General features: G+C 68.8%; 16 protein-coding genes. 14 read left to right on the top strand and 2 right to left on the bottom strand.

Translation table 11 applies throughout. The features are described from left to right. The first annotated feature begins 22 nt into the window (after positions 1–22). From ACLJQF_RS21570 to ACLJQF_RS21535, 8 genes are all read left to right on the top strand, one after another. Positions 23–811, top strand: coding sequence for a hypothetical protein (locus ACLJQF_RS21570; RefSeq protein WP_410611081.1), 789 nt, complete (start codon positions 23–25; stop codon positions 809–811). Further along, complete coding sequence (locus ACLJQF_RS21565; protein WP_410611079.1) at positions 811–2562, top strand: carbamoyltransferase C-terminal domain-containing protein; 1752 nt, start codon at positions 811–813, stop codon at positions 2560–2562. The genes ACLJQF_RS21570 and ACLJQF_RS21565 overlap by 1 nt, the downstream gene beginning before the upstream one ends. Before the next feature lie 63 nt (positions 2563–2625). Continuing rightward, positions 2626–4998, top strand: coding sequence for an McrB family protein (locus tag ACLJQF_RS21560; RefSeq protein ID WP_410611077.1), 2373 nt, complete (start codon positions 2626–2628; stop codon positions 4996–4998). Further along, on the top strand, positions 4976–6208 hold the full coding sequence (locus ACLJQF_RS21555) for an McrC family protein (RefSeq protein WP_410611076.1): 1233 nt from the start codon (positions 4976–4978) through the stop codon (positions 6206–6208). The genes ACLJQF_RS21560 and ACLJQF_RS21555 overlap by 23 nt, the downstream gene beginning before the upstream one ends. A 129-nt stretch (positions 6209–6337) precedes the next feature. After that, positions 6338–7855: a recombinase family protein gene (locus tag ACLJQF_RS21550; protein WP_410611074.1), complete on the top strand. Its 1518-nt coding sequence runs from the start codon at positions 6338–6340 to the stop codon at positions 7853–7855. A gap of 719 nt (positions 7856–8574) precedes the next feature. Then, positions 8575–9528: a tyrosine-type recombinase/integrase gene (locus tag ACLJQF_RS21545; RefSeq protein WP_410611072.1), complete on the top strand. Its 954-nt coding sequence runs from the start codon at positions 8575–8577 to the stop codon at positions 9526–9528. Next, complete coding sequence (locus ACLJQF_RS21540; RefSeq protein WP_410611070.1) at positions 9529–9855, top strand: helix-turn-helix domain-containing protein; 327 nt, start codon at positions 9529–9531, stop codon at positions 9853–9855. A gap of 3 nt (positions 9856–9858) precedes the next feature. Next, complete coding sequence (locus ACLJQF_RS21535; RefSeq protein ID WP_410611068.1) at positions 9859–11547, top strand: integrase; 1689 nt, start codon at positions 9859–9861, stop codon at positions 11545–11547. Here ACLJQF_RS21535 and ACLJQF_RS21530 read toward each other — a convergent pair. Both ACLJQF_RS21530 and ACLJQF_RS21525 read right to left on the bottom strand, forming a co-directional pair. After that, positions 11463–12578: a TRM11 family SAM-dependent methyltransferase gene (locus tag ACLJQF_RS21530; protein ID WP_410611066.1), complete on the bottom strand. Its 1116-nt coding sequence runs from the start codon at positions 12576–12578 to the stop codon at positions 11463–11465. The two genes, ACLJQF_RS21535 and ACLJQF_RS21530, sit on opposite strands and share 85 nt — an antisense overlap. After that, the gene (locus ACLJQF_RS21525; protein ID WP_410611065.1) at positions 12575–13453 is read right to left on the bottom strand and encodes a hypothetical protein; all 879 of its coding nucleotides are present in this window, start codon (positions 13451–13453) and stop codon (positions 12575–12577) included. Before ACLJQF_RS21525 ends, ACLJQF_RS21530 begins: the two co-directional genes overlap by 4 nt. Before the next feature lie 386 nt (positions 13454–13839). Between ACLJQF_RS21525 and ACLJQF_RS21520 the strand changes: the two genes are divergently transcribed. The 6 genes from ACLJQF_RS21520 (at position 13840) to ACLJQF_RS21495 (ending at position 22785) form a co-directional block, all read left to right on the top strand. Continuing rightward, positions 13840–14724 (top strand): sigma-70 family RNA polymerase sigma factor, encoded by an 885-nt coding sequence (locus tag ACLJQF_RS21520; protein WP_410611063.1) that lies wholly within the window; start codon positions 13840–13842, stop codon positions 14722–14724. Between the two features lie 176 nt (positions 14725–14900). Next, positions 14901–15209: a pilin gene (locus ACLJQF_RS21515; RefSeq protein ID WP_410611062.1), complete on the top strand. Its 309-nt coding sequence runs from the start codon at positions 14901–14903 to the stop codon at positions 15207–15209. A gap of 417 nt (positions 15210–15626) precedes the next feature. Beyond that, on the top strand, positions 15627–17402 hold the full coding sequence (locus ACLJQF_RS21510) for a hypothetical protein (RefSeq protein WP_410611060.1): 1776 nt from the start codon (positions 15627–15629) through the stop codon (positions 17400–17402). A gap of 12 nt (positions 17403–17414) precedes the next feature. Further along, on the top strand, positions 17415–18461 hold the full coding sequence (locus ACLJQF_RS21505; protein ID WP_410611058.1) for a PrgI family protein: 1047 nt from the start codon (positions 17415–17417) through the stop codon (positions 18459–18461). A 5-nt stretch (positions 18462–18466) separates the two neighbouring features. After that, positions 18467–20293: a VirB4 family type IV secretion system protein gene (locus ACLJQF_RS21500; RefSeq protein ID WP_410611057.1), complete on the top strand. Its 1827-nt coding sequence runs from the start codon at positions 18467–18469 to the stop codon at positions 20291–20293. Beyond that, positions 20290–22785, top strand: a complete 2496-nt coding sequence (locus ACLJQF_RS21495) for a type IV secretory system conjugative DNA transfer family protein (RefSeq protein ID WP_410611055.1) — start codon at positions 20290–20292, stop codon at positions 22783–22785. Before ACLJQF_RS21500 ends, ACLJQF_RS21495 begins: the two co-directional genes overlap by 4 nt. Positions 22786–22790: the final 5 nt, after the last annotated feature.

The following is a 22790-nucleotide window of genomic DNA, read 5'->3' as shown; positions in this document are numbered from 1 at the left end:
GGAAGGGTGGTTCAGCCGCCCGATGTTCGAGCTCCGCTCCGTGCGGGATGTCACAAGCGCACTGCGATCTCCCTCCAAGTGGCGGGACTTGGTCGACGTCGTCACACGCGCGGGCGAACTCGCGGTGCGCGAATTCCAGGACCAGCTCTTCACCGCTCTCACAAGCGACGCTGCCCACGCCACGATCTCATTTCCGGACACGATAACCACCCCTCTCGCGGGTGCGCTGTTCGCCGTGTGGCTCGGGATGGCACCCGAGACGGTTCATGACGACGTCGGGGGGTCGGTCAGCCATGTCGTGTCCGGTGTGGGGCACCGACACGACCAAGCATGGCATACCGACAGCACGCCATGGCTCCTGCCGAACCGCTATACACTGCTCGGCAACCTTTCCAGCCGGGACGTGGACATGAAGCCGACCGGCGTTCTCCCGCTAAGATACCTGCACGATGTGCTGGTGTCCGACCAACAAGCCCTCTCAGCGCTCCGGGGCGAAGTCCTGCCGTGGCGGAACAACTTCCCCGACCTTCCGCAGCTGTGGGGCGCGATCCTGGATCCGGCGGTCCCTCGCTGGGTGTTGCCCGCCGTCGACCCACTCCGAGACCGAATGTCCCCTGCCCTTGCTAGGGGCGTGCGGCACATCGAAGAGGCGCTTGCATCAGACCAGCTCGAGTGGTATGGCCCTGTCGCCGCCGACGGACGGTTGGTGATGTTCGACAACCACCGGGTGCTACACCGTGGGCCGTTGCTCGAGCACTCCTATGGCCGGGAACTTCTCCGCATCAAAATCGGCGGAAGGGCAGTCGCCTGATGGCAATCCTCGGTATCTACGAAGGACACAACGCCGGCGCCGCCCTCATCTCCGAAGTCGACGGTGCAGTCATCGCCGCGGTAGAAGAAGAGCGCTTCTCGCGCGTCAAGAACCACGACTGTCGCCCCGACGGCACACTAGGTCCGGTGCACTCCACCCAATGGTGCGTCACCGCATCCACCGAGGAGATCACCACGGTGGCGATCGGGTTGGAGGAGCCCGGTGCGCTGCATCGACGATCGATCAACAGCTTCCTCGATGCCGTCCGGTCGGGAGAAGTACAAAGATTGGACCGAGCGGCCGAACTCGGCATGGACACTGCGGGCCTACTCATGATGCCGTTCGAAACTCAGCGCGCGAGGATCGCGAAGGCGACGCGCACCGCCGCGGAAGCTGGGGTCGACCTGGTCCGCGCCAAGACCGTGCACGTTCCCCATCACACCTGCCACGCGGCAGCGTTTCTGCTCTCCCCCGTTGAAACCGCCGTCGTCGTAACCCTCGACGGGAAAGGTGACGACTTGAGTGGTTCCGTCCACCATGGCCGCGGGCACCGGCTGCATTCTATTTTGGAGATCCCGACCGAAGCATCCCTGGGGCACCTGTATTCCGCCGCCACAGTCGCGTGTGGCCTGCGCCCCCAACGCGACGAAGGCAAGCTGACTGCGATGGCAGCAACGGGACGCCCGCACGCTCGTCTCCTGACGCGTTTGCGGGAGCTGGTGTCTTGCACTGACGGCCGGCTGCACAGCTCCCTGAGCCGTGGAATCGTGCAAGGCCCCTACCCGGACCGGGTTCCCGCGTTCCACAACGAGGCAATGACCGCCATGATCGAAGGGATCGAGCGAGACGACGTTGCGGCGACAGTCCAACTGGTCTTGGAGGAAACGGTCCTGGCCTTGGTCACGCATCATCTCAACAAGGAAGGAATCGGCGTTCTCGTCGCTTCGGGCGGCGTGTTCGCCAATGTCAGCCTGAACCGTCGAGTTGCCGATCTTCCATGCGTCGACGAACTGCACGTCCATCCTGGAATGACCGACGCGGGAGTCGCCATGGGTGCCGCCGCGGCGGCATACGCCGCGGTTCACCACCGTCGCCCCATGCCACTGCATAACATCGCTCTCGGTCCTGCATACTCCGAGGACGAGGCCGTAGGCACTTTCATCGGCCGCGGCTATCGACTCAGCGACAGTAACCTTCCCGCTGAGTCCCAAATCGCGGCTGCGCTGGCCGAAGGACACATTGCGGCGAGATTCGTGGGTGGCTGCGAGTACGGTCCCAGGGCGCTCGGCCACCGATCAGTCCTCGCCCCCGCCAGCGACGTCCGAACCGCAAGCGAGCTCAATGAGCGACTTCGCCGTTCGCACGTGATGCCTTTCGCCCCAATCGTCCTCGCCGAAGACGGACCGGACCTCTTCTCAGGACTGTCCAAGGTCGTCGGTCCGACCCAATATATGACGACTTCGGTGCTGTGCAACGATAAGGCTCAACGCTACCTTCCCGCGGCAGTTCATCAAGACGGCACCGCGCGCCCACAGTTGGTCGACCCTCACCGTAGTCCCGATTTAGGTGCACTCCTCCGGGAGTTCCGCAGGCTTTCGGGACGGCCGGCGCTCATCAATACTTCCTTTAATATGCACGATGAGCCGATCGTGTGTTCACCTGAGGATGCCGCGCGCAGCGCGTGCCAAGCAGGCCTCGGCATCGTCCAGGTAGGCAACCGAGTGCTCATAGGAGAAGGCTGTGATCTCTGAGGATCCAGGGCAACAACGTCGCCAACAGTCGCAGCCGAGCGCGATTTCTGGTGTCATGCTCCCATGACCCGTACCCGAATCCCGTACCCCTCGGCCCAACCGGTCTACGCGGCGGCCGCGCTGTGGCGAGACCGCTGCCTGCTCGAGGATCTGGGGCTGTTCGACGACAACCGGATCTCCACGCTGGGGAACGCCGAGGTCCTGGTGCGTGACTTCGTGGAGCAACCGGACCTTGGGGAGGGCACCTTCCTCGGCAAGCTCCGCGGTCAGCTGGCGGACGCGTCCCCGGGCGCTGTGCAGATGGCGGCCGAACTGCTCTACGTGCACCTGCTGATCGCCCGCAGCAGCACGATCGGCGGAGCGAAGAAGATGCAACAGGTGCGGACCGTGCTCGGGTTCGCCGACGGTCACCACGAGGTTCCCGGGCGGCTGGCCCATGCGCTGGAGTCCGGCCTGATCAACCCCGGTCAGGGCTACAACAACTACCGGTGGCGCCAGTACGCGTACTTGATCAAGACGGTCGCAGCCCTGAAGCGCCTTCCTGAGGCCGAACGGCGTCGGGCGTTAACCGAGCCACAGGCCTTTATCGAACTTCTGGACGGGCTGGTGGACAACGGCGCAGCGATCCAGCGGTTTTCGCTCGAGCACTTGTTGTTCCCGGATGTGTTCGCCCCGGTCGTCAGCCGGGACCACCGTCAGCAGATCGTCAAGACTTGGCCCGTGCTCGCCGGCGGGGCCGACGAGCACCCGTCGTTCCGGATCGCGGCCGTGGCGAACGGCTTGGCGCCGAACGGCCGATGGGAGTCGGAGGAGTTCGTCAACTTCTACCGAGCACCCTTGCTGTGGGAATGGCAAGAGGAGAACAGCCGTTGGAACTCGCTGATCCAGTGGGGTGAACGAATCCGGGAGTCCGTCGATCTCGCGGTGAACGAGCAGCAGTACAAGCTCGAAGGCGCGGCCGCGCTGCGCGCTGCCCGGGAGTCGGGCCTCGGCACCGACCTGCAGGTGCTGCGTCGGTCGAACCTCGTCGACTGGCGCGTTGTCGATAGCTTCCTCACCTGGCTAGACGAAGCTGAGGACAACCAGCGGATACTCGCCGACCTCTGGACCGAGGCGGGGCCAGCCTCCATCGACCGGTTCCTCGACCAAGTGCCCACCACAGCGGTGTCCGGTATCGGAGCTCGGCTCAGTCTCGCCTCGGCGCTGCTCGGCGCCGTCGATGTGGTCGCCTATCCACCGTGGCGGGCAACCCCGGTCGATCTCGCTTACCGACTGACCGGTCACACGAAGCCGGAGCCCTCCGCGACCGAGGGCGAACGCTACGAGGTGTTCCTCGTTTTCCTCGACCAAGTGATCGACGCGTTCCGCCGGCACGGCAAGCCCCTCGCCGACCGGCTTGAAGCGCAGTCGTTGCTTTGGACCCTGATGACGTACGATCCTCCGGTCGGCTGGACCGAGGCCGAAGCCGACGCCTTCCGCGGGTGGCGCCGAGGCAGCGGTGCACTGCCCGTGCGATCTGCACCGGAAGCTCCCGCGGACACCACTGCCGGCTCCTCTGTACCCGAGGCTGTCGAACAGTCCCTCAGTGACCTGGCCGGCGAGCTCTACCTGGACGAGCTGTTCCTCGAGCGCGTGATCCAGCTGCTCAACGAAAAGAAGCAGGTGATCTTCCAAGGGTCGCCCGGAACCGGCAAGACCTACATCGGCCGGAAGCTGGCCGACTGGATCGCGGGGTCGGCCGAGCGGGTTCACCTCGTGCAGTTCCACCCGACTTACTCCTACGAAGACTTCGTCGACGGCTATCGACCGCGGCAGGAGGGCAGCGGGTTCGATCTCAGGAAAGGACCGCTGCTGCGTATCGCCGAGGAGGCCGCCGCGCACCCGGACCTCCAGTTCGTGCTTGTTATCGACGAGCTGAACCGGGCGAACGTCGCCCAGGTCTTCGGGGAGCTCTACTTCCTTCTCGAGTACCGCAAAGAGTCCGTACAGCTACTTTACCGGCAACAGCCGGTGCAGTTGCCGTCGAACCTGCTGCTGATCGCGACGATGAACACCGCGGACCGGTCGATAGCCCTCCTCGACAGCGCGCTGCGGCGACGCTTCTACTTCGTCGACTTCACCCCCCAGACCGATCCAGTCGCCGGTGTGCTCCGCAAGTACCTCCGCGAGCACCAGCCGGGCTTCGAGTGGCTCGCCGACGCCGTGGCAAAAGCCAACGAGAAGATCAACGACCCGGACGCCGCCATCGGTCCCAGCCACTTCTTCCGCCCGACCGCCATCGACGACAACTGGCTCGAGCTGGTCTGGGACCACGCGGTGCTCCCCACTTTGCGCGACCACTTCCACGGCCGCGAAGGTGAACTCGCGGGACTTTCCCTGGCGCAGCTCCGGGCGGAGGTGACCGGAAGCACCGATGAAGATACTCAACTTCCGTGAATACGAGCAGGCCGAGGCGCATCGCCTCACCCAAACCGAAGTCAAAGTCCTCAGGGACAGATTCCAGTGCACCGTCACCCGCGCGGACACTGGCGACGGCCTCTACAACGTCCGCGCCGCCGACAGGGTCGGCACCGTCCTGGTCGACGACACCTCGATCGTCGTCGCACCGAAGCTGGCGATTTCTCGTGTTCTCTTCCTCATCGCCCACGCCCTCGACCCCGTATGGACCGACGATGCTGTCCTCGACGAGACGGAGTCCCTGACCGAAGCCGTCGCCGCCCTTTTCACCCAGCTGTGTGACCGCGCCACCCGAACCGGCGTCCTGCGCGGCTACCGCGGCCGCCACGACCGGCTCCACACCGTCCGCGGCCGGATCGACTTCGCACGGCAGCTACGCCACTCCCCCGGCCGGGACTTGCCGCTTGCGGTGTCCTACCAGTCGCACGACGAGAACATCCTCGAGAACCAGCTGCTGGCGGCCGCACTGGAGAAGCTCGCCGAAGTTCAGGTGCACCGGATCGCGACTCAGCGGTCTTTGGCGCGCCTGCGACGCCTGTTCGAAGGCGTCACCCCTCCCCCGCTGCGGCGGAATCGCCTGCCTGAGATCCGCTGGACCCGGCTCAACGAGCACTACCGGCCACCCGTCGAACTCGCCCGACTCATCCTCACCGAGACCGAAGCAGACCTCGGCGCCAGGCGAGTAGACACGCCCGGCTTCGTCGTCGCCATGCACCACGTCTTCGAGAGGTTCGTCCGCACCGCCACCCGACGCGCCCTCGGCCTCACCGAACACGAATTCCCCGCCGGCAAGCACGCGCCAGCGCTGCACCTGGACGACCAGCGGAAACTGAATGTTCAGCCGGACCTCAGCTACTGGGTAGACGGCCGGTGCCGGTTCGTCGGCGAACTCAAATACCGAATGGACACCGGCACCGGCGACGCCCAGCACCTCTACCAAACTCTCGCCTACGCAACCGCCACCGGCCTACCCGAAGCAACTCTCATCTACGCCGACGGCCCACCGACCGGCAGCATCCACAACCTTCCAGGCGCCGGCACCAGAATCCACGTGCGACACCTCGACCTCACCGCACGTACCGAGGAGATCCTCAGACAGATCAACGGACTTGCCCAACACATCAAGCACACCGCAACCCGATCCGACGACTTCCGCCATTTCCCGAGCCGAACCAATCGCTCCACCTGATTGGCGGTAACCGTTCATGATGGCGAGATCAGCGCTGATATTGCGTATGAATTGACCTTTCGACCGCTTACCGCCTCGAACGAGGTAGCCTCCTAGCCCGGAGAGCTCGCGTCAAGGACCCTAATAACTATGGCGGGCAAAGCCGTAGCTGCTCTGCAAGGGCGCAGCAACGTGTGCGCCTTGGCTGATCCCTGGGCTGAGCTAGACGCCCTCTGGGGGACCACTCAAGCCTCGGCAACGGAGACGAGCGTTCAACGCTTCGCGTTCTACGGCAGGTGCTCGACCGAAGACCAACAGGACCCAGCGACCTCCCGTAGCTGGCAGCTGCGTAACGCATCCCGGTTCGTGGAGCCCCTCGGCGGCCAGGTCGTCGAGGAGTACTTCGACATCGGCCAGTCACGATCTGTCCCTTGGCACCGCCGGCCCGAGGCTAGCCGCCTCTTGAACGCCCTGAAGGCCACGTCCCGCGAATGGACAGCGGTCGTCGTCGGCGAAGGCACCCGGTGCTGGTTCGGTAACCAGTTCTCCCTCACCGCACCCCGCGTGGCCGCCTACAACGTCGAACTCTGGGTCCCCGAACTCGGCGGCCCCTACCAACCCCGCAACCCCTCCCACACCATGCTGATGAGCCTCCTTGGCGGTATCAGCGAATCCGAACGCCAACACGTCCAAGCCCGCGTCCGCGCCTCCATGGACGCCCAAGTCATCAGCGAAGGACGCCACGAAGGCGGACGAGCACCCTACGGCTACATCGTCATCGACGGCGGGCCACACCCACACCCCCGCAAAGCCGCCGACGGCCTCCAGCTCCGCATCCTCCACATCGACGACGAAGCAGCCGCCGTCGTCCGCCGCATCTTCGCCGACTACCTCCGCGGCTACGGCGACCAAGCCATCGCCAACAGCCTCAACTGCGACGGCATCCCTTGCCCCTCCGCCCGCCGCCCCGAGCAGAACCCGCACCGCCGCGGCGATGGCTGGCTCGGAAGCACCATCCGCTCGATCCTGCAGAACCCGCGGTACACCGGCTACGCGGTCTTCGGCCGCTGGACCAAGACCGAAGTCCTCCTCGACCCCGACGATGTCTCCGCCGGCCACATCGTGCGATTCCGGCGAGCATCACCCGACCGCGTCGTCCGCTCCCGGATGCCAGCACATCCCCAGATCGTCACTGTTCAGCAATTCACGCAGGTGCAGCTTCTCCGGCGCGCGAAGACCCTCGCCGGACGTAGCAGGGCCGAACGCCACGGTCGTCGCACGCTTCACAATTATCTGTTCCAGGGGCTGATTCGCTGCGCCACCTGTGACCGCAAGATGGACAGCTCAACGACTGGCCCGCACCACTACTACCGCTGCATAGCACGCGACGCATCCAAGTCAGTGACGCATCTCTACTCGATCTCGGTCAGGGAAGATCACGTGTACCGAGCAGTCAGCACGTGGCTGGCAGGACTCGATGCCACTGGCCCACCAAGTAAGGCGGGATCCGACCGAGTCGGCGGGGCACTGTTGCCCAGCGACGATCTGGCGAGTACGTACCGTGACTTGCACCTTGTACTTGTTTACGACTACAGCACCGCGATATTGGCGATGTCTCTCCAGCCCCCCGGCGTTCGTACGTGGTTGCACAACCGCATACAGCTGTAACGGATCCGAGACGACGCTGGTCCGTCCCACCCTGCTGCCCCGGCTAACTGATGGTGCTCGCCGAGCTTGCGGCCGACAGGCAGGTCGCTGAGCCGGCATACGTCCCTCGGACTACCAAGGCGCCATGTCTGCGCTGTGCCGTGCGGCCGGTTTTCAGCTCAGCGGTGACGCATTGGACCCGTTCGGTGACGTCGCAGAACGCGACGAACTGACGGAGAGCATTCACCCGCTGACCGGGCTTGACGCCACAAAGGACCTCTGCCACCACTACGCGAGCATCACGGGACCTGCGGAGACAGCCTCATGGGAATTCGTAGATTGAGCTTCTCCCGTGGTTATGCGGCCCAGTGCCCCGGCCCAATCAAGCCATACTCGTCATGCACGTTCACCTCGCGCCTCAAGCCGACGTCAGTGACCTGCCCACGATTTAGTACGACATCACCCGAGTTCGTTCGCGTCCTTGATGCCGACCGGCTGCTGATCAGCGACTTTGCGTCCTCCGCCGCGACTGTCGACGTGTTGAAGTTGCTTCGGGATTTCTGAAGTGGTTTCATGGCGTGTGATCTCATTCCAGGTTGAGTGAAGACAGGTGGTGTGAGTTGGCGGTCGCGGCAGTGCGGGACCTGCGGTCACATCGGCCGTCGCCCTCGGCAGATGAGCTCGAGCAGTTCGAGGTCGACGTGATGGCCGGGTTGGTGCTGGCCCGGTCTTCGGCCGGGATGGCGGACAAGACCATCCGTGGCGAGTTGAGCAACCTGGAGCAGATCCGGGACTGGTTCGGACGGCCGCTGTGGGAGATGGAACCGTCCGATGCGGACGTCTACTTCGGACGAGAGCTGCGGAAGGCGCCGAGCGGGAGCCGGCTGGCGCGGGCGAGCGCGCTGTCCCTGTACTTCGAGTTCCTGGAGTTGCGGCACAAGGTCGAGCTGCACGCGATGACCGGCCGGGTCGTGGAGTGTCCGCTCGACGAGGTGAACCGGCCCCGCGGCAACAAGAACGCGAAGCTGCGTATCCCGCCGCTGGAGTCCGAAGTCCGCACCTTGTTCACGGGGTGGGCAAAAAGTCTCGCGGACTGCCGGAAGTACGCCCCGACGGCCCGCAACTACGCGGCGGCGCGGTTGATGGCCGATGTCGGGCTGCGCATCAACGAGGCCCGCCACCTCGATCTGGACGACATTCGGTGGGAATTGGGCCGATTCGGGAAGCTGCACGTCCGCGTCGGCAAGGGCGCGCGAGGTTCCGGGCCGCGGGAGCGGATGGTGCCGCTGCTCAACGACGCCGGCCGCACCTTGCGCTGGTACATCGAGGACGTGTGGGGCCAGTTCGACGACGATCACACCCGTCACGGCGCGCCGCTGTTTCCCTCCGAGCGCCGCCACACGGACCGGTCGCGTTGCCGGGTCAGCTACAACGCGCTGCGGGTCGGGCTGGTCGAGGCAACCGCCGAGCATCTGCCGTCGTGGGCGGGGCGGCTGACGCCACATGTGCTGCGGCACTATTGCGCTTCGCAGCTCTACTTGGGCGGCGTCGATCTGATCTCCATTCAGGAGATGTACGGCCACGCTTGGGTTGCCACCACGATGAAGTACGTCCATGTGCAGCGCAGCCGGATCGAGGACGCCTGGATCGCCGGGCAGAAACGCGCTGCCGCGCGGCTGGAAGGGCTGATGTGAATGCGGTGGAACCTGCGGCTGGCCGCCGCGAATCGCGGCATCTGGCAGGCATCCGACCTGCAACGCCTGCTGGCCGAACGCGGCCTGGTGGTCTCGCTGGGCAAGATGTCGAATCTGTGGTCCGGACAGCCGGCGTCGATCAAGCTCGCCGATCTGGAGGTGATCTGCGCGGTGCTGGGCTGCGAGGTCGGCGAACTGCTGATCCCGGAACCGGAAACCGTGCCGCAGCCCGAGACTGCCGAGTCCGATCAGTCGGTCGCAGGCGAACGCCCGACGCCGCGTGTGGTGCCGCGGCGACGAGATGGCCGATCGCTTCCCCCGACGTGACCGGTGGTCGCCCGCGACGGCTGCGGCCGGAAGATCTCTCGTGCGGTGACCAGCTGCGCGGAGTGCTTCGCGTGGGGCGAAACCCATGCCCAGGGCGTGTGCCTGGCCTGCTACAACTTCTCCGCGCCGCACTTCGGGCACCACGTCGGTGATTGCGGCGCGTGCGGCCGCCGGGTGCCGCTGAAGCAGGGGTACTGCCGGCTGTGCTGGTTCCAGGCTCGGGAGGATCGCGCCGTCGCCGCCGAAGACGCGCGCTCCCGCGTCGTACTCGCCCCTTACCTCCCCCGCGTGCGCTGCCAGCAACTGTTCTTCGCCGGGATGACCAAACGCCGCGGCCGCCCGCGCACCACGCCCCGCCGTTACGGCGAGAAGGGCCGACCCCGCAAACCTCCGCCGACTCCGCAGGTGCGTCCGGTCAGCACCGGAACGCAACTGGCGCTGGTGTCCGCCGAGGACCTTCCGCGCAGCTTTGCGGCCGTGCGGTTCGACCTGCGCTCGGCGCCCGCACCGGATAATCCGTGGCTGGCCTGGGCGCTCTACCTCGCGCATGCCACCGCCGAGGCGCGCGGCTGGTCGCCGATCGCGCGCCGGGCGATGCAGCGCACGCTGGTGCGTCTGCTTGCCGACTACGACGACGGTGATCTCGTCAAGGCGTCCGAGGTGCGGGCGATCGCGTTGCGCTTTTGCGTGAACGTCGACAACGCGACAGACATCCTCGACCGCATGGGCATCCTGATCGAGGATCGCACGCCCACCTTCGAGCTGTGGTTGGAGGCGAAACTCGAGGGCCTCGCCCCGGGGATCGACGCGCCGGTCCGCGACTGGGTGCGCGTTCTGCGCGACGGCGGCCCGCGCAGCCGTGCCCGACACCCGGGCACCGTGTGCGCCTACCTGCGCAGTGTGCTGCCCGCCTTGCGGGACTGGACCACCCGCTACGACCACCTGCGTGAAGTGACCCACGACGACGTGCTCGCCTACCTTGATCCGCTGCAGGGCAGTGCCCGGGACAGCACCGTGACCGCACTCCGTTCCGTGTTCACCTGGGCGCGGCGAAACGGGGTGATCTTCCGCAATCCCGCCACCCACATCCGACTTCGAAAACGCGCGCACCGGATCTGGCAGCCTCTGACCGACGCCGACCTGGCCGACGCGGTCGCGGCGGCCACGACACCACACGCACGGCTGTGTGTTGTCCTTGCCGCCGTGCACGCCGCTCGGCCGGGCCAGATCCGCGCACTGCAACTCGACGACGTCCGCCTCGGCGACCGGCGACTCACCATCGCCGGAACCACCCGGCCACTCGACGAGCTGACCTACCGCGTCCTGGTCGACTGGCTCGATCACCGGCGCGGCCGTTGGCCGCGCACCGCCAACCCGCATCTGTTGGTCAGCAAGGAAACCGCCCTGCACCACGGTCCGGTCAGCGCCACCTGGATCCTCGACCTTCGCGGCCTTCGCGCAACCCTGGAACAGCTGCGCATCGACCGGCAACTCGAGGAAGCACTCGCCAGCGGCGGCGACCCGCTTCGCCTGGCGACCGTTTTCGGGATCTCCCACACCGCCGCGGTGCGCTACGCCGTGAACGCCCTGCGACTGCTCGAGGACGATCATGCCGCCACGCCCTCGGATCCCTTGCGAACCCGAGCATCCAACCCTGACAATGACCCAGGTGCGTGCTCGGGTTCGGCCTGAACCTGCTTCAGTTTTTCTGAACTCGAGCGGGACGCTGGCGCACGGAGAACCACGACGTCCTCATGAGCGATGAGGTGCAGCGGCAGTCCTCCGTCACGTTGTTTGCGGATGAAGTCGCGCTGGAAGAAGCTGCCGCGCGCGACCAGCTCGGTGTTGGCTACGCGGGCGAGCAGGGCGACGCATCGCTCGACCGGCACGAGGCCAGCCGCGGCGCCGCAGGCAATAACCTGGGAGGGCAGGTCGATCAATTCCGCGTGCTCGCGCCACGGCCGGACCGTGATCACGACGTGGCCGCCCGGGCGCAAGAACCGGGCGCAGGCGGTGAGGATGCGAATGAAGCCGACCAGCAGGCGGTGGTGGCCGATGTTGGCGAGGTTGCCGCGGTCGAGTGCGCTGCCGTAGCGGTAGTGGCGCTTGCTGACCTTGTCGACACCCGTCTCCCGGTTCGTGCTGACGAGGCCGTGCACCGACGGCCCGTACGGCGGTGAGGTGACGACCAGTGCGACCTTGCCGGCGTACTTGGCGGGCAGGAGAGTGTCGAGCTGGCGGGCGTCGCCGCGGACGATTTGGCCGTCGTGGTCGTGGCCGCGTTTGCGCGCGAGGCGGAGGTTGGCTCGGGCGATGTCGGCCCAGTGCGGCTCGTACTCGACGCCGACTGCGCGGCGGCCGAGGTCGATCGCCTCGACGAGAGTGGTGCCGATCCCGCACATCGGGTCCAGCACCACGTCACCCGGCTTGGTGTAGTGCTCGATGGCGTGCGCGGCGACGGCGGGCAACATCTTGGCTGGGTGCGCGGTCGATTCCGGCACGTACCGGCCCTTGCGTTGCGCGGCCGGCGAGGTCTGCGCGGTCGCCCACACCGACACCGGCAGCTCACCGAAGTCCGTCGGCGCGTCGGCGGGCGGGATGGTGTCGAGGGCGTCGATGAACGCCCGGGACAGCGGCATGGTCGGCTCGTCGGCCGTTGACGTCGGGGTGGTCGGCGGTGTGGTGGTCACAGCGGTGCACCTGCCTTTCGGTCGGCTGGTCATCGGAGGTCTTCCGGCTGTGCGGCGTCGGCGTGGGCTTGGGCGAAGACGAGGACGTCGCCGTGCGCCCGCGTGTGCGTCATCGGCGCGGCGAGTTCTCGGCCGCCGAGCGCGAGGGCAGTTCGATCCGTCGCGGTCGGCGTCTGTAGGCGACCGTTCCGGATCGGAGTGTGGAGGGTGACGATGTGCTGGAGGTAGAGCAGGTCGGCGTTTTGCGCGGCCGCGATCATCGGACCGGACGGGTCGGTCAGCCGGCCGCTCGACCAGTCGCTGTGGGTGTAGACCGCGAGGATTCCGCCGAACGCGAGCGCACGAGCTGCTGCGATCGCCACCGCCTCGACCGAGCGGTCGGTTCCGCGTTCCGGCGGTAGCGACGTGATGACCAAGTCGACTCGGTCGTCGGTCGGCAACCACGCCGACGCCGCCTCGCCGCTGGTGGGCACCTCGTTTGCAGTCAGCGGTTCGAGTTTCGTGATCGCGGGGTGGCGACCGAGCGCGTGCACGGCGTCGAGCGCGGCGTCCAGTTCGCCGGGGCCGGTGGCGCGGTCCGCGGCCTCTTCAGCGGTCGGCCATGGTGCGAGCAGGACCCGAGCGCCGGGTGCCGAAACGCTGGTCGTGATGGTTTCGATGATCGGCACCGGCCAGGCGGCTGCCGGGTCGGTCGGGTCGGGCCCGGCCGTCCACACCGTCGGCGGAATCGGCGCCAGCTCGCGGCTGGTGGCCGCTCGCTTCGGGAACCGGCGAGTGCGAGCGCTCGAGCCGACGGGATCCGGAGCGCCGGGGTACGGGATGCCGTTGACGGGCCGGGTGCGTTGCGGGCGGGTCGAGTCGTCTCGATTGGACGGCCGGTTGGCCGAGGACGGCGGGCGTCGAGTCACGAGCGGAACCTCCGGGGCGGGCCACCGACCGATCGAGTCGGGTGGCTTCTGCGCGGTCGCCAGCTAACTCCGGCAACGAGGTCCGCAAGAGACACCATCACGCCGAGTCCGCGTTTTCCGTCCGGGGGCCGAACCTCCGTGGCGGATTTCGAGCTGGTCGGCTGCCGGATCGCTTCTGCGATTTCGAGGTCGCGGTGCAGGCGTGAAACGGCTTTGAGGCGGCTTTGGCACGCCTCTGACCTGGGCTTGAAGCGGTTTTGAGGCGCCCCGGCGTGCTTCCTGGCGACGTCACTTTCCGCTCGCTCAGGAGTGCCGCCATGGACCAGCCCTCGTCACCAAATCACCCCGCAGCAAGTCCGACGACGCGTCCGCGTGGCGCGCCCGGCGTGTTCGACACCGCCCGCACCGCGTTCGCCTGGCTGGTCACCGGACCGCACCCGGTCGCCCTCGACGGCCGCCAAGTCCGCGGGCTACCGCCGCGGCTGGTGCCGCTGGACGAAGTCGGGCGGCTGACCGTCGCGAAAGGATGTCCACAGCAGACGCGGGACGCGGTGTGGACGGCACTCGTGACGCGGTCTCGTGCGGAGGGTGGCACGTGGACGGTCGCGTGCGTCGGGCTGGCGCTGCCGGTGCTGCTGCCGGTCGCGGCCAAGCTGACCAACCGGTTCCGCGGCGAGGTCCACGACATCCACGCCGCGGTGCTGACCGGCTTCCTCGAAGCCCTGGTCGACGTCGACCTCACCCGGCCCGCCATTCTCGTCCGGCTGCGCTGGGCCGCCTACCGCGCCGGCCACCGCGCCCTGCGGGAGGCGCTCGACGCCGCGGCCCCGGTCGCCGACCTCGGCGCACGCGCGCCCGGGCCGGAGCACGTCGGCGGACATCCCGATTTCGTTCTGCTCGCCGCCGTCGACGCCGGTGTCCTGACTGCCGCCGACGCCGCGCTGATCGGCGAGACCAGGTTCGGTGAGCTGTCACTCGCCGAGGCGGCGCAGATCCGCGGCCAGAGGTACAAGGCGACGCAGCAGGCCCGGCACCGTGCCGAGCGCAAGCTCGCCGAATACCTGCACGCCCTGAGCGAGAGCGACGCGGTAACGCGCCCGAGGCGGCGGCGCAACCTCGCCCGCGAATCCGAGAAGACGCGGCGTCCGGTGTCTCCCCGGCCGCCGAATTCCGGAGTTGGTGACCGCGGGACGCGAGTGCCCGCCCGCCCTCGCCCATCCCGGTCCACGTCGGAACCGGGCGCCGTTCAGGAGGCGTCCTCATGCGACTGATCTCGCACCGCCCCGGTCACCACACACCCGTCCGCCAGCCGCCGACCTGGCGCGACCACCGCACGACGGCTCGGGTTTCAGCTCGCGCGACGAGCTGCCGTCAGCCCGGTTCTGTGCCGAAAGCTCCGACCTCTCCAACGCGATCGCGTCGTCGCCCGGTCGTCGTGCTCGGCTGCATGCTGGCCGCCGCCGCGCTGCTCCTCGGTGGTTCCGCGGCGCATGCGGAGACCGTGCAGTACGTCGCGCTCGCCCAGTCCGTCGATCAGGTCCTGTCGAACATCCGGTCGTGGATCATGGGCATTCTTGCCGGCGTCGCGCTGGTCTTCCTGACCATCGGCGGGCTCCGCTACCTCATGGCGTCCAACGACCCTGGCGAAATCGAGAAGGCGAAAGGCGCGTTCAAGGCCGCCGGGATCGGGTTCGGTCTCGCCGCCCTCGCGCCGCTCGTCGTCGAAATCCTCAAGACGATCGTCGGCGGGGTGTAGACGATGTCTTCCCGCGCCTCCCGCCGCATGGTCACACCGGGGAACGCCGTCCGGTCGCGTCGCCGCCGCTCGTTCTGGCTCATCGCCCTGGCGGCGTTGCTCGCGGTCGTGCTCGGCGGCATCGCGTCCAGCGCAGCCAGCGCCGGCCCACGGCACATCGGCACCGCCCAGCTCGCTCCGGCACAGCCACCGTTGCCGCTGCCACCCAACCCGGGGTGCGAGCCAGGTTCTGCGGAACCGGCATGCCACCTTCCGAGCACAAGTTCGCCCCCGGCGATTCCGGCGACTCCCCTGCCGCCGATCACTGCGCTGCCCGCTCCGCCGTTGTGCTTCCCGGGCGCGTTGGATCCCGGCTGCGCGCCGGCCACCAGCTCGCCGTGTCAGGGACCGAACTGCATCCCGCAGCCCTCCACGCTCGTGCCAAGCACGCCACCGTCGGCCCCGGCGCCGGACGGCGCCGGCGGCGACGCCGCGGAATGCGGCCTGACCGACCTCACCGGCTGCATGGTCGTCGCCGCGAGCACGTTGCTCGCCGCGGTCGTCGCCGCGGGGATGAACCCGCTGCTGGACCTGCTCGGCAAGACGCTGCTCACCACGCCGGAGCCGGATCAGCTGCCCGGCCTCGGCGCCGTATGGGTCGGCTCGTGGCACATCCTGCTCACCGCCTACGTGATCCTCGTGCTGCTGGCCGGGCTGATCATCATGGGCTACCAGACGCTGCAGGCCCGCTACACCGTCAAGGAACTCGCCCCACGCCTGGTCGTGGGCTTTCTCGCCGGGACGCTGTCGCTGTTCCTGATGACCAAGGGCGTCCAGGTCGCCAACGCGTTGTCGGCCGCGGTGCTCGGCGAGGGCGTCGACCAGGCGCAGATGACGCGCAGCTTGATCACGATGGTGCAGGGCTCCCTGCACGGCGGCGGCATCTTCCTCGGCATTCTCGGGCTGGTCCTGGTGGCCATGCTGCTGGTCCTGCTGGTCGTCTTCGTCGTGCGGGTGATGGTGACGATCCTGCTGGTCGCCGCCGCGCCGATCGCGCTGATGTTCCACGCCCTCCCCCACACCGAAGGCATCGCCTACCTCTGGTGGAAAGGCTCCGGCGGCGTGCTGGCCATCCAAGTTGGTCAGTCGTTGACGCTCGTGGTCACCGTGCGGGTGTTCTTCGCACCCGGCGGGTTCACCATCTTCGGGCCGTCGCTCTCCTCGCTGATGAACCTGCTGCTGTGCATCGCGCTGATGTACGTGCTCATCAAAATCCCGTTCTGGTTCCTCGCCCCGCTCCGCTCCGGCCGCCCCTCCCTGCTCGGACGGATCGCGCGCAGCGTCATCGCCTACAAGACGATGGGCCTGCTCTCCGGCGCAGCAGCCGGCCGCGCCACCTCGCGGGCTCGCGTCGGCGGACCGAGCGCGCCGCCGGATCCGCCGGCGACGCGGTCCGGGCAGTTCATGCTGCCGATGAAACTGCGCCGCTCCACCCGCTCGCGCCTAAACCCGCGCCGCGGGTGGGACGAACTGCCCAGCGCCAGTGCGCTCGACGGAGTACCCGGGCCGGGTCAGCTGTCGTTGTTCACGACGCGCACCGGCGACTCGACGGTCCGGACCAACCCTCGCGCACTGCCGCTGAAGGACCTGCCGAACGCGCTGCCCGCCGACCAGCACGGGTTGCCGATCACCGTGCGCCGCGACCCCGACCGAACCCCGCGACGCACGCTCGCCGACGACCTCGCCGCGCCGACGCCCACCGCTCGGCCAGCGCGGCAGCCGGGCCTGCTCACGCCGGACGGGCGGATCAGCCGCAACGCGCGCCCGCCGGCGAAACTGCCGAACGCGCTGATCGCACTGAGCGCGGGCATGCTGCCGATCCACCTCCCGCCGCAAACACCGCGGCCCGCACGACGCAGCCTCGCCGACGAACTCGGCAACCCAGGCCGAACCAACCGCGTACCGCAGACCGGGCCCGGCCTGATCACACCCTCCGGTCAGATCAACCGTGCGGCACGCGCCCACCGTCGTCCTGCGCCCGATGCCTTCAGCGGGAACCGGCCACTCGCGTCCGGGCAGTACCCACTCCCCCTCGGTCTCCGCCGCCAGCCGAAACCCGAATCGCCAGCAGCACCGGCACCAGTGCGCAAGCGCACCGGGAACCAGCTGCCCCTGCCGCTGAATCTGCCGCCGCGGCGTCGTCCCAAGAAGTGAGGTAGCGAGATCATGTCCCGTCCCGTGCGCATTCCCGCCGACGTCGACCGCCCCGACCGCGTGCTCGGCCCGCTCACCGCCCGGCAGCTGACGATCCTCGGCGTCACCGGCCTGCTGCTCTACGCCCTCTACAACGCCACCCGCAGCTTCCTACCGCTGCCGCTGTTCCTCCTCGTCGCGGTCCCCGTCGGGCTCGCAGTCACGGTGGTCGCGCTCGGCCGCCGGGACGGTGTCCCCCTCGACCGGCTGCTGGTGGCCGCGGTCCGTCAGCGCTTCACCCCCCGCCGCCAAGTCTCCGCCCCGGAGGGCGTCGGGCCGGTGCCGGCCTGGCTGGCCGCCGAGTCCAAGGAGGACGACGTGGCACCGACGCCGCTGGAGCTGCCCGCGCGCGGCGTCCACGACGGAACCACAGCTGGGGTCGTCGACCTCGGCGACGACGGTCTCGCGGTGATCGCCGCGTGCTCGACGGTCAATTTCTCGCTGCGCACGCCCGCCGAGCAGGAGGCGCTCGTCAGCTCGTTCGCCCGCTACCTGCACTCGCTGACCGCGCCCGTGCAAATCCTCGTGCGCGCCGAGCGACTCGACCTCGCCCCGCAGGTCGACCAGCTGCGCGACCGCGCCGGCGGGCTCCCCCACCCCGCCCTCGAAGCCGCCGCGCTCGACCACGCGGACTACCTCGCCCAGCTCGGCCAGCACGCCGACTTACTGCGCCGCCAAGTGCTGCTCGTTCTCCGCGAGCCCACGCGTCCCGCCGTCGTCGACAGCGTCAGCTCAACGCTGGGACACCTCCGACGACGATCCGCAGCAGCCGCGGCTGACGGACCCGTGCGGCAGGCCGGCGAGCAGCGTCTGGTTCGGCGGCTCAACGAGGCGGTCGAGCTGCTCACCGCGGCCGGGATCGTCGTCACCGCGCTGGACGCCGCGACCGCGACCGGCGTGCTGGCCGCGGCATGCAACCCCGACACCTTCCTCCCGCCCTCGGCCGCTCTCGCCGGGGCCGGCGACATCGTGACCGCCGCCCCCGCCGCCGACCTCTACGACGAGCTCGAAGGGCGGTGAACACGATGACCCGTCGGCACCCCGGCTCGGCCGCGGCGACGTTCACACCGGACTCGCTGTCGATCGGCGCACGGCATCTCGAGGTCGGCAACGAATGGGTCGCCTCCTTCGGCGTCACCGGATACCCGCAGGAGGTCTACCCCGGCTGGCTCGCCCCGCTGCTGACCTACCCCGCCCGCCTCGACGTCGCCGTCCACATCCAGCCCGTCGACCCGGTCACCGCCGCCAGCGGCCTGAAGAAGCAACGGGCCCGGCTGGAGTCCTCCCGCCGCCACCACGCCCGGCATGACCAGCTCGACGACCCGGACCTCGACGCCGCGGCCGACGACGCCGCCGACCTGTCCCGCCGCATCGCCCGCGGCGAAGGACGGCTGTTCAAGTTCGGCCTCTACCTGACCATCCACGCCCGCGACGAGCAAGCGCTGGCCGAGGAGGTGTCCGCCCTGCGGTCGCTGTGCGCCTCGCTGCTGCTGGACGCCAAACCCGCCACCTACCGGTCGCTGCAAGGCTGGGTCACCACGCTGCCGCTCGGGCTGGACTCCCTCGGTCTGAAAAGGACGTTCGACACTGCCGCCGCGTCCGCCGCATTCCCTTTCACATCACCTGACCTGCCCGCCGCCGATCCGACGTCGACCTCGCCCAGCGGCGTGCTCTACGGCTACAACGTCGGCTCCCAAGGCCTCGTGCACTGGGACCGCTTCGCCTGCGACAACCACAACGCCGTCGTCCTCGGCCGATCCGGCTCCGGCAAGTCCTACCTGGTCAAGCTCGAGACCCTGCGCAGCCTGTACCGGGACATCCAGGCATTCGTCATCGACCCCGAAGACGAATACGCCCGCCTCGCCGACCAGGTCGGCGGCGCCTACGTCCACCTCGGCGGCGGAGGCGTCCGGCTCAACCCCTTCGACCTGCCCATCCACACCACCGCGACCGGACGCCGAACCGCACCGCACGACGCGCTGACCCGGCGCGCCCTGTTCCTGCACACCGTCCTCGCAGTGTGCCTCGGCGCCGAGCTGACCGCCGGCGAACGCGCCGTCCTCGACACCGCCCTCATCACCACCTACGCCAACACCGGCATCACGAACGATCCGCGCACTTGGACCCGGCCAGCGCCGTTGATGCGAGACCTGCGCGACGTCCTCGCAGCCGCCGACGATGCCGTGGCCGCGGACCTCGCCGCTCGGCTGCACCCGTTCGTCGACGGCGCCTTCGCCGACCTCTTCTCCGGCTCCACGACCACCACACCGGACGGCCACCTCGTCGTGTTCTCCCTGCGGGACCTGCCCGACGAGCTCAAAGCGATCGGAACGCTGCTGACCCTCGACGCGGTCTGGCGGCGGGTCTCCAATCCGGCCGACCGGCGCCGGCGGCTGGTGGTCGTCGACGAGGCGTGGCTGCTAATGCAGTCGACCGAGGGTGCGAAGTTCCTGCACCGGATGGCGAAGACGTTCCGCAAGCACTGGGCCGGGCTCACCGTCGCCAGCCAGGACATCGAGGACTTCCTGCGCAGCGAGCTCGGCCGCGCGATCGTGGCCAACGCCGCGACCAGCGTGCTGCTGCGCCAGTCCCCGCAGGCGATCGACCAGATCGCGGCCACCTTCAACCTCTCCGAAGGGCAGCGCCAGTTCCTGCTCACCGCCGACCGCGGTCAAGGTCTGCTCGGCTCCGGCACCGAGTGGGTCGCCTTCCAGGCGCTCGCGTCACCGACCGAGAACGTCCTGGTCACGACCGATCCCGCCGAACTCGCCGAGATCGCCCACGACTTCGGCGACCCCGCAGTCGAGGACGTCATCGACCTCGGCCCAGCCGGATCGGAGGTGGCACCGTGATCTGGCACCTGGGGTGGATCGGCGACTACCTGACCGACCCGTGGAGCGCGACGCACCAGCTGCTCGCCGGCGTCATCGACGAGGCGTTGCGGTGGACGCCGATCGCGCTTCCGGTGCTCATACTCGTCGTAGCGGGTTCTGAGGCCGTTCGGCGCTGGTGGCGAGGCAGGTGCCACGCCGCGCTGCTGGCCGACGCGCGGTGCGTCACCGTACTCGCCCCGCCGACTGTGGATCCTGCCGGTGGCGTCCTGCTGTGGTCCAACCTCGTCGGTCTGCTGCGGCCAGGGTGGCGACGCTGGTTCACCGGCCAGCCGCACCTTGCGTGGGAGTACCGGTTTTCCGAGCACGGCGTCAGCCTGCGGTTGTGGGTCCCGGGTGTCATCCCGCCGGGACTGGTCGAGCGGGCGGTCGAAGCTGCCTGGCCCGGCACCCACACCCGCGCGGTCGTGGCCGACCCGCCGTTACCGGAGCCCAAGGCTGGTCAGCGCGCCATCACCGTCGGCGGTCAGCTGCGACTCGCGAGGCCGGAGGCATTGCCGATCCGGACCGGGTTCGACGCCGACCCGATCCGCGGCTTGCTCGGCGCGCCGGTCGGACTCGGCCGCGGCGAGTACGCGAGTGTGCAGGTCCTTACCCGGCCGGTCACCGGCCGACGGGTCAGCCGAGCGCGCCGCGCCGCCCGGCGGGTTCACGCCGGCGCCTCCGCCCGGCTCGGCGGCCGCGTGCTCGACCTCGTCACACCGGGCGCGTCGGCAACTCGTCCCGGGCGGACGCGCGACACCCGGCGGATCAGCCAGGACCCGCAGCTGTCGCTGGAGTACTCCGCGCAGAACCGCGCGATCGTCGGCAAGCAGCGCGGCTCCCAGTACGAAACCGTCATCCGCTACGCCGTCACCACCCACCTGCCGGCCGACGCCACCGAGGCCGAGGTCCGACGGACCCGGGACACCGCCCGCGGGCGCGCTCACGCGCTCGCCGCGAGCTTCGCCGCCTACACCGAGCACAACCACTTCCACCGAGTCCGACTTCACCACCCAGCTCGAACGCTCGGCATTCGCCGTCTCGACCGCGGCGACCTGCTGTCCGTCCCGGAGCTGGCCGCGATCGCACACCTGCCGGTCGACGCCGAGATCCCGGGCATCGAGCGCGCCGGAGCCAAAGCCGTCGCGCCACCGCTGGGCATCGCCGTTCCGGGTCCCGAGGTCAAACCGCTCGGCGTCGCCGACACCGGCCACGCCCGCCCCATCGGATTGCGCGTACCCGACGCCCGCCACCACCTGCACGTCCTCGGTGCCACCGGCTCCGGGAAGTCGACCCTGCTCGGGAACCTGATTCTCGACGACGCGGATGCCGGCCGCGGCGTCGTGCTCATCGACCCCAAGGGCGACCTCGTCACCGACGTGCTCTCCCGGCTCCCGCGCGAGGCCGCGGAGCGGGTCGTGCTCTTCGACGCCGACTCCCGGCAACGGCCGCCCTGCCTCAATCCCCTTGAAGGCGGGGAGACCGACCGCGAGGTCGACAACCTCGTCTCCGTTTTCCGTCGCGTCTACTCCGCGTTCTGGGGTCCGCGCACCGACGACCTCATGCGCGCTGCCTGCCTCACCCTGCGCGCCCAGGACGGCGTGCCCACCCTCGCCGACCTGCCCAAGCTGCTGACCAGCGAAGCCTTCCGCGCCCGGATCACCGGCGGGCTCACCGACCCAGTGTTGGCCGGGTTCTGGGAGTGGTACGACGAGCTGACCGACTCCAGCCGCAGCCAGGTCATCTCCCCGCTGATGAACAAGCTGCGCGCCTTTCTGCTGCGCCCGTTCGTCAAGGACGCCATCGCCGGCGGCCGCTCCACGGTCGACCTGAACGAGGTGCTCGACGAGGGCGGGATCTGCTTGGTCCGGATCCCGAAAGGTTCGCTCGGGGACGAGACGACCCGACTCGTCGGGTCCCTGGTCGTGGCGCGGACCTGGCAGGCCACCACCGGGCGTGCCCGCGTCCCGCAGCGCGAACGGCCCGACGCCTCGCTGGTCATCGACGAGTGCCACAACTTCCTCAACCTGCCCTACCCGATCGAGGACATGCTCGCCGAGGCCCGCGGCTTCCGGCTGGCGATGACGCTCGCGCATCAGCACCTCGGCCAGCTGCCCCGCGAGCTCAAGGAAGGCATCTCCACCAACGCCCGATCGAAGATCTTCTTCAACGCCTCGCCCGAGGACGCCCGCGAACTCGCCCGCCACACCGCGCCGCGGCTGTCCGAACACGACCTCGCCCACCTCGGCGTCTACCACGTCGCCGCCCGGCTCGTCGCCCACGGCGCCGAGACCGAGCCGTTCACCATGACCACCACCCCGATGCGCCCCGCCGTTCCCGGCCGTGCCAAAGAGATCCGCGCTGCACTCCGCAAAAGCGGGCCTTCGCCGTCGAGGCCCACCGGCGCCACCACTCCGCCGCGCCGGCCGACGCGAGACCGCAAGACCGACCCGCGTCGCGCCCAGCTCTGACGCCC

The organism is Amycolatopsis sp. lyj-109 (genome assembly GCF_046548995.1).
In the GTDB taxonomy this organism is placed as follows: domain Bacteria; phylum Actinomycetota; class Actinomycetes; order Mycobacteriales; family Pseudonocardiaceae; genus Amycolatopsis.
This window is presented reverse-complemented; position numbering and strand designations above follow the sequence as displayed.

Excerpts from the sequence above, each read along its gene's own strand:
- ACLJQF_RS21570 (WP_410611081.1), top strand. The coding sequence starts at position 23 with ATGTTCGAGCTCCGCTCCGTGCGGGATGTCACAAGCGCACTGCGATCT.
- ACLJQF_RS21565 (WP_410611079.1), top strand. The coding sequence starts at position 811 with ATGGCAATCCTCGGTATCTACGAAGGACACAACGCCGGCGCCGCCCTC.
- ACLJQF_RS21560 (WP_410611077.1), top strand. The coding sequence starts at position 2,626 with ATGACCCGTACCCGAATCCCGTACCCCTCGGCCCAACCGGTCTACGCG.
- ACLJQF_RS21555 (WP_410611076.1), top strand. The coding sequence starts at position 4,976 with ATGAAGATACTCAACTTCCGTGAATACGAGCAGGCCGAGGCGCATCGC.
- ACLJQF_RS21550 (WP_410611074.1), top strand. The coding sequence starts at position 6,338 with ATGGCGGGCAAAGCCGTAGCTGCTCTGCAAGGGCGCAGCAACGTGTGC.
- ACLJQF_RS21545 (WP_410611072.1), top strand. The coding sequence starts at position 8,575 with ATGGCGGACAAGACCATCCGTGGCGAGTTGAGCAACCTGGAGCAGATC.
- ACLJQF_RS21540 (WP_410611070.1), top strand. The coding sequence starts at position 9,529 with ATGCGGTGGAACCTGCGGCTGGCCGCCGCGAATCGCGGCATCTGGCAG.
- ACLJQF_RS21530 (WP_410611066.1), bottom strand. The coding sequence starts at position 12,578 with ATGACCAGCCGACCGAAAGGCAGGTGCACCGCTGTGACCACCACACCG.
- ACLJQF_RS21515 (WP_410611062.1), top strand. The coding sequence starts at position 14,901 with ATGCTGGCCGCCGCCGCGCTGCTCCTCGGTGGTTCCGCGGCGCATGCG.
- ACLJQF_RS21505 (WP_410611058.1), top strand. The coding sequence starts at position 17,415 with ATGTCCCGTCCCGTGCGCATTCCCGCCGACGTCGACCGCCCCGACCGC.
- ACLJQF_RS21500 (WP_410611057.1), top strand. The coding sequence starts at position 18,467 with ATGACCCGTCGGCACCCCGGCTCGGCCGCGGCGACGTTCACACCGGAC.